Source organism: Flavobacterium sp. CHNK8 (assembly GCF_019774515.1).
Lineage (GTDB): Bacteria > Bacteroidota > Bacteroidia > Flavobacteriales > Flavobacteriaceae > Flavobacterium > Flavobacterium tiangeerense.
Genome location: NZ_CP081492.1, coordinates 764,803 through 777,037, shown reverse-complemented (window position 1 = coordinate 777,037; position 12,235 = coordinate 764,803). Strand labels below are relative to the sequence as shown.

Annotated in this window: 13 protein-coding genes; 3 read left to right on the top strand and 10 right to left on the bottom strand. The window is 34.9% G+C overall.

Going from position 1 to position 12,235, the window contains the following annotated elements; all coding sequences use genetic code 11:
- Position 1: 1 nt before the first annotated feature.
- From K5V07_RS03325 to K5V07_RS03315, 3 genes are all read right to left on the bottom strand, one after another.
- Positions 2-790 carry a polysaccharide biosynthesis/export family protein gene (locus tag K5V07_RS03325; RefSeq protein WP_221916374.1) on the bottom strand — a complete coding sequence of 263 codons (789 nt, stop codon included), beginning with the start codon at positions 788-790 and terminating at the stop codon, positions 2-4.
- A gap of 72 nt (positions 791-862) precedes the next feature.
- A complete protein-coding gene (recR, locus tag K5V07_RS03320; protein WP_086452739.1) occupies positions 863-1,483 on the bottom strand; it encodes a recombination mediator RecR in 621 nt (206 codons plus the stop codon).
- 409 nt (positions 1,484-1,892) lie between these two features.
- Complete coding sequence (locus K5V07_RS03315) at positions 1,893-2,258, bottom strand: CoA-binding protein (protein WP_221916373.1); 366 nt, start codon at positions 2,256-2,258, stop codon at positions 1,893-1,895.
- Between the two features lie 147 nt (positions 2,259-2,405).
- Between K5V07_RS03315 and K5V07_RS03310 the strand changes: the two genes are divergently transcribed.
- The 3 genes from K5V07_RS03310 to K5V07_RS03300 are packed head-to-tail and all read left to right on the top strand — an operon-like array spanning position 2,406 to position 4,363.
- Positions 2,406-3,047, top strand: a complete 642-nt coding sequence (locus K5V07_RS03310) for a MarC family NAAT transporter (protein ID WP_221916372.1) — start codon at positions 2,406-2,408, stop codon at positions 3,045-3,047.
- A 21-nt stretch (positions 3,048-3,068) separates the two neighbouring features.
- Complete coding sequence (locus tag K5V07_RS03305) at positions 3,069-3,497, top strand: hypothetical protein (protein WP_221916217.1); 429 nt, start codon at positions 3,069-3,071, stop codon at positions 3,495-3,497.
- Positions 3,498-3,511: 14 nt separating this feature from the next.
- Complete coding sequence (locus K5V07_RS03300) at positions 3,512-4,363, top strand: IS3 family transposase (RefSeq protein WP_221916371.1); 852 nt, start codon at positions 3,512-3,514, stop codon at positions 4,361-4,363.
- 62 nt (positions 4,364-4,425) lie between these two features.
- On the opposite strand, the gene ctlX is transcribed toward K5V07_RS03300, so the two are convergent.
- From ctlX to K5V07_RS03265, 7 genes are all read right to left on the bottom strand, one after another.
- On the bottom strand, positions 4,426-5,361 hold the full coding sequence (gene ctlX, locus K5V07_RS03295) for a citrulline utilization hydrolase CtlX (protein WP_221916369.1): 936 nt from the start codon (positions 5,359-5,361) through the stop codon (positions 4,426-4,428).
- A 76-nt stretch (positions 5,362-5,437) separates the two neighbouring features.
- Positions 5,438-6,352 (bottom strand): dimethylarginine dimethylaminohydrolase family protein, encoded by a 915-nt coding sequence (locus tag K5V07_RS03290; protein ID WP_221916368.1) that lies wholly within the window; start codon positions 6,350-6,352, stop codon positions 5,438-5,440.
- A 66-nt stretch (positions 6,353-6,418) separates the two neighbouring features.
- Entirely contained in the window at positions 6,419-7,702 is a 1,284-nt protein-coding gene (locus K5V07_RS03285) for a citrate synthase (protein WP_182651613.1), read from the bottom strand.
- Between the two features lie 157 nt (positions 7,703-7,859).
- Entirely contained in the window at positions 7,860-9,152 is a 1,293-nt protein-coding gene (gene eno / locus K5V07_RS03280) for a phosphopyruvate hydratase (protein WP_221916367.1), read from the bottom strand.
- 243 nt (positions 9,153-9,395) lie between these two features.
- A complete protein-coding gene (gene carA / locus K5V07_RS03275; RefSeq protein WP_144893890.1) occupies positions 9,396-10,496 on the bottom strand; it encodes a glutamine-hydrolyzing carbamoyl-phosphate synthase small subunit in 1,101 nt (366 codons plus the stop codon).
- A gap of 181 nt (positions 10,497-10,677) precedes the next feature.
- Complete coding sequence (gene rplQ, locus K5V07_RS03270) at positions 10,678-11,166, bottom strand: 50S ribosomal protein L17 (RefSeq protein WP_086452747.1); 489 nt, start codon at positions 11,164-11,166, stop codon at positions 10,678-10,680.
- Positions 11,167-11,230: 64 nt separating this feature from the next.
- Positions 11,231-12,223, bottom strand: coding sequence for a DNA-directed RNA polymerase subunit alpha (locus K5V07_RS03265; RefSeq protein WP_086452748.1), 993 nt, complete (start codon positions 12,221-12,223; stop codon positions 11,231-11,233).
- Positions 12,224-12,235 lie beyond the last annotated feature (12 nt).

Below are 12,235 nucleotides of genomic sequence, written 5' to 3'. Positions count from 1 at the left end.
ATTAATTTCTTAACAATAAAAAAGTAGTTGTTGCTAATGACAACAAGGTTATGATTGTCCCTAAGGATTCTATACCTGTTTTCCCGGTACCCCAGGTTTTCTGTTTGAGCGGTTTGACATAAATATAGTCATTGGGTTGCAAATAAAAATAAGGAGATTGCATGACATTAATATCAGTAAGATCAATATCAGCCATTTGTACTCCGGTAGGCGTTTTTCGGATTACAGTAACAGCCTTCCTGTCTCCCGTTATGGTAATATCCCCAGCATTAGCAATGGCTTCCATAATATTTACCTGCTCTTGAAATAATATTTTGGTACCCGGAGCACCTATTTCTCCATTCATAGTAAAACGCAAACCTGCTAATTTTACGGTTACAAACACATTAGCTTCTTTAGTAAAATAGTCGGATAAAAGTTGTTTCTCTATTCGAAGTCGAATGTCATCAAGGGTGTACCCAATAACATTTAGCTCTCCCAAAACCGGGATACGAATGTTTCCATGGTCATCTACCGTAAATCCATCAAAATACAAGCCTGTATCGGACTGACTTGGTTTTCCCCCATCATTTGCAATCGTAAAAATAGATGCTAGCTTTGGATCAATGGTTTTTATAGAAATGCTCAATACATCATTTACTTGTAAACGGTACGGTTTAGAAGCCACCATAGCAATAGGAACTTCTACTGATCCGTCTTTTTTTTGCAAATAAATTAAATCTTGCGTAGAGATGCATGACGTCATCAAAACACTGACTAACAATATTAAACAGCCTACAAATTTGTTCATTATTACTATTTTTATCCACAAATATAGCTTTTCATTTACGATATAAAAAGCCTCCTTATGGGATTGCGTTTATTAATTATTTTTTAATGATTTCTCAAAAGGTACTCGATGTAAAATACTGCGTCCCAACGTCACTTCATCAGCATATTCTAACTCATCACCCACAGCTATCCCTCTAGCAATCGTTGATACTATAATATTGCTCGATGCAATTTGCTTGAAAATATAAAAATTGGTTGTATCCCCTTCCATAGTAGAGCTCAAGGCAAATATAATTTCCTGTACTGCTCCCGATTTGACTTTTTCAACTAATGCTGTAATGTGCAACTGGCTGGGACCTACACCATCAATAGGAGAAATTTTTCCACCCAAAACATGATAAATACCCCTAAACTGATTCGTGTTTTCAATAGCCATAACATCTCTAATGTCCTCTACCACACAAATCACGTGGTGATTTCTACTACTATTAGAGCAAATCTCACACAGATCACTATCCGAAATGTTATTACAACTCACACAGTATTTGATATCTTGCCTCATTGAAAGTAGGGCTTGCGCCAAAAATCCAGTTTGCTCCTTAGGCTGTTTTAACAAATGCAAGACCAATCGCAATGCCGTTCGCTTACCAATTCCCGGAAGTTGCGACATTTCGTTGACTGCCTTTTCTAAAAGTTTTGATGAAAATTCCATACCTGCAAATGTAGCAATTTGTTTATTTGTTCCGCGCCATTATTCCCAATTCCTAAACATTGATCAAGCTATATTGAAGGTTTTAATTTTGCATCAATACACAGCGAAAAACTAAAAAAATATAAGAGCTTGCTTTACACTCCATTTGTCAATATCCAACTATTTACAGTTTAATGACAGTGTCTCATTGGCTTAAAGCCCAAAAAAAGGAGATCCATTACAAGTGATTATTTCATACTTTCCTTGGAAATAGTCTTGTTGTAACAACCTTAATTGCGTTTCGTATTGATAGACTAATCTTTAAAATACAATCTTGAAGCTATGAAATGCGTATTAATAATATATCTTTTTGATCAAGAGCGATTTAATAACTAATTAAGAAAATCAAAATCAACAAAACTTACGAATATTAATACTGATTAGTAGCTAATAAAACTAGAGTACAAGCCACCTCTACCTTAATATTGTTCAATTGTAACAACTGGTAAAACTCGGGATTCTCTGTTCCTGGATTAAAAATGACACGTTTGGGTTGTGCCTCAACTATATAATTGTAATAATCGCGTTGACGTGTTGGGTTAAGATATAACGTAACAGTGTCTATGTTTTTAAGTGGAATGGCTTTCGTTTGGATTTTAATTCCAGCTATTTCTCCTGCATTTTGTCCTACTGCTAGTACTGAATGTCCTTTTTCAACTAACTGCTGTACTGCTTTGAACGCATAACGATCTGTTTTGGTCGTGGCACCCAGTACCAATGTTTTTTTATTCTTCATCCTTATCATCCTTTTATGAGTGACAAAAGTAAGCAAAAAGGTTCACCTTATGTAGTGATTATGGTAATTGTTACGGTGCAATAAAAAAACATTGCGCTAACAGTCCCAAACAAAAAATGAGTATTTTTGTAGTATTAAATAACAATTATGGATCTCTTTATTTATCTTTTTGTCGCGCTTTTCTCTGTATTGAACCCTATAGGTACCGTTCCTATTTTTGTCGGTCTGACTCAAAATGATCCCAAAAAAGAACGGTCGCGCATTTCTTTATGGACAGCCATAAACGTTTTCATTATCTTGATAGTTTCCTTTTTTATAGGACAATATGTTTTGTTGTTTTTTGGAATTAGCATTGATGCACTCCGAATTGCAGGAGGGCTTATCATTGTGAGTTCTGGATTTTCATTGCTATCTGGTAAGTTTACCAAAAAACGAGGAATCAACAAAAAAGCAGAAACGGAAGCGCAGCAGCGAAATGATATTGCCTTAACCCCACTTGCCATCCCAATGCTGGCTGGCCCAGGATCCATATCGCTCCTAATTGCTTTTTATCAAGAACACAACAGCACCACAGAAATCATCATTTCTACGCTAGCCATCTTAGCCATTGCAGTAACTATTTTTATCATTTTACGCAGCGCCCATTATCTTGCCAAAATATTAGGTGCTTCTGGAATTATTGCTATCTCCAGAATTGTAGGCTTTATTGTAATCGCAATTGGAATACAATACATTGTAAGCGCCATCATTAACATCATCAAAGTAAATCTTTGTCCCGTCCTGAAATAGCGATACACAAAAACAATCGTTATGGAAGAATACACGAATTATGTAAAGCGCACCCAGCGAGATTACAGCATGTCCTTAAAACTTCAAATCGTTAGAGAAGTTGAGCAAGGTAGTTCATCAATTACCCAAATTAGAAAACAATATGGCATTCAAAGCCATGCTACAGTTCTGGGCTGGTTACGAAAATTTGGTAACTTTGATTGGGAAAACCAATCCCCTTTGAATATGGCAAAGTCACCCGAACAAAAAATTATGGAACTTGAAGCCCAAGTCAAGCTATTAGAAAAACAAAAGGCTCTTTTAGAACGACAAGCTTACGTTGCAGATAAAAAAGCAATCTTGTTTGACATGATGATTGATTTAGCTGAGAAAGAATATCATATCGATATCCGAAAAAACTCTGCACCCGAACAATCGCCCGCTTTAGAGCAAAAGAACAAAAAACAGTAGCGTTTACCTGTTATTTGTTCGGGATAGACAGACAGGTTTATTATCGAAAGACTAGAAGAATAGCATCCAAACAAAACAAAGCCAAAGAAGTGATTTTGATGGTGAATAATATCAGGAAGACAATGCCTAGAATAGGTACTCGAAAACTATATTATCTTTTGTTGGATAAACTTCAATTAATGAAAATTGGAAGAGATAAATTCTTTGATATACTCAGAGCCAATCATTTATTGATACATCCTAAACGAAGTTATCATGTAACGACTAACTCACATCATCGATTTAATAAACATCAAAATCGAATTCTAGATTTAGAAATTAACAGACCAGAGCAAGTTTGGGTCTCTGATATAACCTATATAGGAAAAAGAGATAATCCTTGCTATTTAAGCTTAGTCACAGATGCTTATTCTAAAAAGATTATGGGATATTATGTTGCCGATAACATGAACACAGAAAGCAGTTTGAAGGCTTTTAAAATGGCTCTTAAACACAGAAACAACAAAAACTTACCATTGATACATCATTCAGACAGAGGGATTCAATATTGTGCTAATGACTACCAAAAGCAACTTAATAAAAATAAAATTCTATGCAGTATGACACAAAACTCTGACCCTTATGAAAATGCAGTGGCAGAAAGGATCAATGGTATTTTAAAACAGGAATTTAGGATTGACAAATACAATCAAAAAGCAGAAATCATGCAAAAAATTGTAAAAGAAGCTATTGATATCTATAATGAAATCAGACCTCATTATTCTAATTACATGCTTACTCCAAATCAGATGCATCACCAAAACAAAATTAAAATGAGAACCTATAAAACAAAAAACAGTAGCAAACCAGAGCTTGCTACTGTCTAAAATTGTACTTTTATTTTTTATTAATCCTGTATCACTTTTTCAGGACTAGACAAGTACTTTTTTTAGCTTCTTGGCAAGAAAATCTCAGCCATCATACATCGGGCGCTTCCGCCACCACAAGCCTCAATGGTATCTAGACTTGAACTCAGTATTGTAGCATGCTTTTCTAATTGCGCCACTTGCTTCTCTGTAAGCGCCTGATGAGCAGCAGCACTCATAATCAAGAATCTTTTACCAGCAGTTCCTTGCACTTCCAGCATGTTTCCTGCAAAACTATTCATTTGATCTTCGGTTATTAAGACAACCTCTTTATTGTTTTCTTTTAAATTATCTAGAACCATTTTGCGCTCTTTTTTGTCGTCTATGCAATCCGCGCAAATCACTGCGAAGGTTTCACCCAAACACATCATGACATTGGTATGGTAAATCAATTTTCGTTCGCCATCAACAGTCTGAAACGCTTCAAAAAGAACTGGAGCATAATCAAAATCTTCACAGAACTCGATAAACAACTCCTCATCTGCACGAGGTGATAAAGCACAATACGCTTTAGAATTGGTTCTATCCAAAAGAATACTACCCGTACCTTCTAAGAAAAACCCATCCTCTTCTGCTGATGTGTAATCTACTATATTGTGTATGACAAAACCTTTATCTTCTAACAAATCTAATAGGTCCTCACGGCGTTCTTGACGTCTGTTCTCAGCAAACATTGGATATAATGCTACATCTCCATTTTCATGAAAAGAAATCCAGTTGTTTGGAAAAATACTATCTGGCGTATCTGGATCTAGCGTATCATTTTCTACGGTAACATCTATACCTGCAGCAACCAATTTAGCTACAAAATCATCAAATTCGTGCTGTGCTTTCGCATTTACAGTTGCAGGCAATAAGCCATCTAGCACTTTTTGATAGTAATTATTCACAGCCGTTTGCTCGTTCATTCTAAAAGCTACGGGCCTAATCATCAAGATGGAATTGGTAGTTTGTTTCATGTATTTTTAGTTTAAAGTTGAGTTGTTTAAAGTTGAATATTAAATTCTGTTCCACTTTAAACTTCTAAACAAGTATTTATTCTCTAATTAAAGGTAAGGTAGAGCATCGCAACAAGCCTTCTTGTTTTGCAATCTCGGCATAGGGAATCTCTTCTACTGTAAAACCGTTTTCTCGAAGCCAATTGTTGAGTCTCGTAAAATTTCGTTCCGAAACCACAACATGAGTATCAATTGAAAAAACATTAGAATTCATGTGATACATTTCTTCTCGGGTTAAATGAAAAAGATTTTCTTTACCAAAAAGATCTACAAGAAACATATAATCGGCTTCTTCTCTAAACCCGTTTTTGTAGATAATTCCTTTATTATTTCCCAAAAGTTGAAAACAACAATCCAAATGTAAGGCATTGTCTCGAGCTTCAATTTTTGATTTTACCAAATCAAAAGCTTTCACTTTTTTATGTGGAAATAGCTCTGTGATGTATTGCACCCCTAACAAATTGGTACGCGCCGTAATGTAATCTTTATAATCACTACCCTTGTATGTCCCAATAAAAATATAGTCATCCCATAACACAACGTCTCCGCCTTCTATATGCACTTCTTCTGGCGGTCGTACTACGTTCTCAGGTTTTATTTGATCAATAATATATTGAATTGCATCGAGCTCTCGCTCCCTGTCTGGTAAAATATTAGATTTGACAAAGGTATTTTCAATTACAAAACCAATATCTCTAGTAAAAATTTGGTTGTAATTTTCAATCATATCAGGTCGATACACTTGCACGTGATACTTCTCCAGTACCAGCTTGAAAGCATCCATTTCCTTTACCATATCCTGCTCTAGTGGATACGTACCAGCTAGAATATGCTCTAGTGATTTTGGATCATAAGCCTCTTCTGCTGTAGGTGTCGGTCCATTGTGAAGTGCTGATCCCAGTACTACTGCACGAAGTCTTGCTGTTTCATTTTTAACATTAATTGCTAACATGTGTATTTTCCCTTTTTAGCAAATATAAAAAAAGCTTCACTAAATAGTGAAGCTTTTAAAGTGTTTTTATCTTTTATCTGCGGTAACAAAATCGCGTAATGGATGACCTGTATATACTTGTCTTGGTCTACCAATAGGTTCTTTATTTTCACGCATTTCTTTCCATTGTGCAATCCATCCTGGTAAACGCCCTATAGCAAACATTACCGTGAACATATCTGTTGGAATACCTAAAGCTCTATAAATAATTCCAGAATAGAAATCTACGTTAGGGTATAAATTTCTAGATTTGAAATATTCATCTTCTAGTGCTGCCTCTTCAAGTTTTTTAGCAATAGCAAGAATTGGATCTTCAACTCCTAAGGTTGCTAAAACTTCATTGGCTGCTTTTTTGATAATTTTAGCTCTTGGATCAAAGTTTTTATACACTCTGTGGCCAAATCCCATCAAACGGAATGGATCATTTTTGTCTTTGGCTTTAGCCATATACTTATCTGCATCACCACCTGTTGCATGAATTTCTTCTAGCATTTCAAGTACTGCTTGATTAGCCCCTCCATGTAACGGACCCCATAATGCTGATACTCCAGCTGAGATAGAAGCAAACAATCCTGCATGAGAAGAACCTACCATTCTTACCGTAGAAGTTGAACAATTTTGCTCGTGATCTCCGTGAAGAATAAATAATTTGTCTAACGCATCAATAACAATTGGATTTGCTTTGAAAGGCTCTGTAGGCAATTCAAACATCAAACGCATGAAATTCTCAACATATCCTTTCGTATTATCATAATAATTCAAAGGATAGCCCATGCTTTTTCTGTACGTCCAAGTTGCAATCACAAGGAATTTACCCATGGTTTTACAAACCGCTTCATACATTTCTTTTTCATTATCAACATTTACCGATTTAGGGTTAAATGCTGTCAAAGCACTAGTTAAAGCAGATAAAACGCCCATTGGGTGAGCTGTTTTTGGAAAACCGTCGATGATGTTTTTCATCTCTTCGTTTACCAAGGTATATTTTCTAATATCCGTTTCAAACTGAGCCAACTGTTCTTTACTTGGTAATTCTCCAAAAATTAAAAGATAAGATACCTCTAGAAAATCAGCTTTATCTGCAAGATCTTCAATGGCATATCCTCTATAACGAAGAATTCCTAATTCTCCATCAAGAAAAGTAATTTCACTTTTACAAGATCCTGAATTTTTGTACCCTGGATCAATAGTAATGATACCAGATAAATCACGTAATTTGTTAATATCAATGGCTACTTCATTCTCACTTCCAACTACAACAGGAAGTTCGATTTTTTTTCCATCAATTTCTAATGTGGCTATTTTTGACATAATATAATTGGAAATAAACTTTTAAAATAATAATTTCCCAAATCTATGAAATTTAACACTAATTAAAAAGAGAATACCAGAATGAAATTGTTAAATATTATACAAAAAGCCACTCACAAAAAGTGAATGGCTTTCCATCATTTAGCAAAAAAAGCTATTATTTTATTTTAAAAGCATTCTTTCCAGGAAAATAAGCAGATGTACCCAATTCCTCTTCAATGCGCAACAATTGATTGTACTTTGCCATACGATCAGACCTAGAGGCTGATCCTGTTTTAATTTGTCCACAGTTTAATGCTACAGCTAAGTCAGCAATAGTATTATCCTCTGTTTCTCCAGAACGGTGTGACATTACCGAAGTATATCCTGCATTCTTAGCCATATTTACAGCAGCAATCGTTTCTGTTAAAGTCCCAATTTGGTTTACTTTAATCAATATTGAATTCGCAATACCTTTTTCAATACCTGTTGACAAGCGCTCTACATTGGTAACAAACAAATCGTCACCTACCAGTTGCACTTTGTCGCCTATTTTTTCGGTAAGCAATTTCCAACCGTCCCAGTCGTTTTCATCCATACCATCTTCAATAGATATAATTGGATATTTAGCAACCAATTCGGCTAAATATTCAACTTGTTCAGCAGATGTTCTTACTTTACCAGTCTCTCCTTCAAACTTTGAGTAATCGTATTTTCCGTTTACATAAAATTCTGCAGCAGCACAATCTAAAGCGATCATGATTTCATCGCCAAAAGAATAGCCCGCAGCTTCAACTGCTTTTTTAATGGTATCCAAAGCATCCTCTGTTCCACCAGCAAGATTTGGTGCAAAACCACCTTCATCCCCTACAGCTGTTGAAAGACCTCTGTCATGTAATACTTTTTTCAAACTATGAAAAATCTCCGTTCCCATTTGCATGGCTTGTGAGAAAGTAGTTGCTTTCACCGGGAAAATCATAAACTCTTGAAACGCAATAGGTGCATCAGAGTGCGATCCACCGTTTATAATATTCATCATTGGTACCGGCAAAGTATTCGCAGAAACACCACCCACGTAACGATATAATGGCAATCCAAGTTCATTTGCCGCTGCTTTAGCTACAGCCAAAGAAACACCAAGAATAGCATTGGCACCCAAACTAGATTTATTAGGAGTTCCGTCTAAGTCAATCATCATTTGATCAATCTGATTTTGTTCAAATACAGATACACCAACAAGTTCTTCAGCAATTACAGTATTTACATTCTTCACTGCATTCATAACTCCTTTTCCAAGATACGCTTTACCACCATCTCGTAACTCAACAGCTTCATGCTCTCCGGTTGAAGCTCCTGATGGAACTGCAGCTCTACCCAATACACCATTATCTGTAATTACATCTACCTCAATAGTAGGGTTCCCTCTTGAATCAAAAATTTGTCTCGCGTGAATTTTTATAATAATACTCATAAACTGAATTTTTTAAATTTTACATTACAAATATATTCTAAGTTTTGGAATGATTTTATGAAAATAATGAATGTTATTAACGAAAACGTTATAATTTGATTTCCAAAGAATCAATTTAACAACTTAAACAGCATGTCAAGTCAATTGCTTGTATTTTTAATCTCTCACTGAAAGTACGAAACAAGAAACGGGTTTGACTTTATAAATGTCAAACCCGTTTCTTAATTCGAAATAAAAATAAATTTATCCCTTTAAGCTATCAATAAATTGATCAAATAAATAAGAAGAATCATGTGGTCCCGGGCTAGCCTCAGGATGGTATTGAACTGAAAAACAATTTTTGTTTCTCATACGCATTCCTGCAACTGTTCCGTCGTTAAGATGTACATGTGTAATTTCAAGCGCATCGTTAGCATCAAGATCTTCTTTACTAACTGCAAAACCATGATTTTGCGAAGTAATTTCACCTTTTCCAGTAACTAAGTTTTTAACAGGATGATTGATCCCTCTATGCCCATTAAACATTTTATAAGTCGAAATCCCATTCGCTAAACCAATTATTTGGTGTCCCAAACATATCCCGAATAATGGAGCATTTGCCTCCAAAATATCTTTCGCAACTTTAATAGCACTTGCTAATGGTTCCGGATCTCCAGGTCCATTAGAAAGGAAATAACCGTCAGGATTGAAAGACTTTAAATCCTCAAAAGTGGCATCATATGGAAACACTTTGATATAGCAATCTCTTTTAGCAAAATTGCGTAGAATATTTTTCTTAATACCTAAATCTAAAGCAGCAATTTTATATTTTGAATTTTCGTCTCCATAAAAGTAAGGGACAGTAGTAGACACTCTAGAAGCCAACTCTAATCCTTTCATATCAGGGACATTAGCCAAAGCTACTTTTAAATCTTCAACCGCTGTTCCATCTGTACAAATGACAGCATTCATGGCACCATTATCTCTGATATAGTTAACTAAAGCTCTTGTATCCACATCCGAAATACAAATCAGGTTTTGCTTCTTGAAATAATCTTCCAAACTTTCTGAAGCATCTGCTCGAGAATAGTTGAAACTGAAATTCTTGCAAATCAAACCAGATATTTTAATAGATTCTGATTCTACTTCGTTTTCATTTACACCATAATTACCAATGTGAGCATTGGTAGTAACCATTAACTGTCCAAAATATGATGGATCAGTAAAAATCTCTTGATATCCAGTCATGCCCGTATTAAAGCAAACTTCTCCAAAAGTAGTTCCGCTAATCCCGATTGATTTCCCATGAAAAATAGTTCCATCACTTAGTAAAAGGATTGCAGATTGTCGTGTTGTGTATTTCATTAGTATAGTGTTTGTGTAATATACTAACCTAAGTTAGCATGTATTGATAATAAATACTTCATGAAGAAGTACAACTATTCACCCCTTTATAACATCAATTATAAAATTATAAAAAGGATAAAAAAAAAGGATAAACTATAAATAGTTTATCCTTGATTTTATTGAATCATTATTTTCATAATTACTCAGCAGTCTCAGTAGTAGAATCCGTTTCAGCAACAGGAGCTTCAGTAGCCTCATCAGCTTTTTTAGCTTTTCCACCACGACGGCTTTTAGCTTTTTTCACTTCTTTTTTACCACCATTGTAAAGTTCATTAAAATCAACAAGCTCGATCATTGCCATATCAGCATTATCTCCCAAACGATTTCCAACTTTAATGATACGTGTGTATCCACCTGGACGGTCTCCTACCTTAGCAGCTACATCTCTGAATAAATCAGTTACAGCATATTTACTACGTAAGTAAGCAAAAACAATACGACGATTGTGAGTCGTATCCGCTTTAGATTTTGTTATTAATGGCTCAACAAATTGTTTAAGCGCTTTTGCTTTAGCAACAGTAGTATTAATACGTTTGTGCTCAATAAGAGAACAAGCCATATTAGCTAACATAGATTTTCTATGAGCTGTCTGTCTGCTTAAGTGATTGAATTTTTTTCCGTGTCTCATGACGTGTTTTTTTTAAACCTTCATCTTGCTACAATCCTCTTTGGAGAGCAAAATACGAAGTGGTTTATTCTTTATCTAATTTGTATTTTGCTAAGTCCATACCGAAGTTCAAATTTTTAACTGCAACAAGTTCATCAAGTTCAGTTAAAGATTTTTTACCAAAATTTCGGAATTTCATTAAATCATTTTTATTGAAAGATACTAAATCACCAAGTGTATCAACTTCAGCCGCTTTCAAGCAATTTAATGCTCTAACAGAAAGATCCATATCAACAAGCTTAGTTTTAAGCAACTGTCTCATGTGTAATGACTCTTCATCATAAGATTCTGTTTGTGCAATTTCGTCAGCCTCGAGTGTAATTCTTTCATCAGAAAACAACATAAAGTGATGAATCAAAACTTTAGCTGCTTCAGTAAGCGCATCTTTAGGATTTATAGAACCATCAGTTTTAATTTCAAAAACTAATTTTTCGTAATCCGTTTTTTGCTCTACACGGAAGTTTTCAATAGCATACTTAACATTTTTAACAGGCGTAAAAATGGAGTCTGTAAAAATAGTTCCTATTGCAGCATTCTGCTTCTTGTTTTCTTCAGCTGGAACATAACCTCTACCTTTTTCGATAGTTAAATCGAAATTAAGTTTGATTTTGCTATCTAAATTACAAATTACAAGATCTGGATTTAGAACTTGAAAACCTGAAATAAATTTTTGAAAATCACCAGCAGTTAACTGATCTTTACCTGAAACAGAAATAGTAACTGATTCATTATCTATATCTTCTATTTGACGTTTGAAACGTACTTGCTTAAGATTAAGTATAATTTCGGTAACGTCTTCAACAACTCCTGAAATAGTAGAAAACTCATGATCTACACCTTCAATGCGAACAGATGTAATTGCATAACCTTCTAATGCAGAAAGCAAAACTCTTCTAAGTGCATTACCAACGGTCAATCCATATCCTGGTTCTAAAGGTCTAAATTCAAATTTACCTTCAAAATCGGTTGAATCGATCATGATAACTTTATCGGGCTTCTGAAAATTAAATATTGCCATAAATTTCGACTA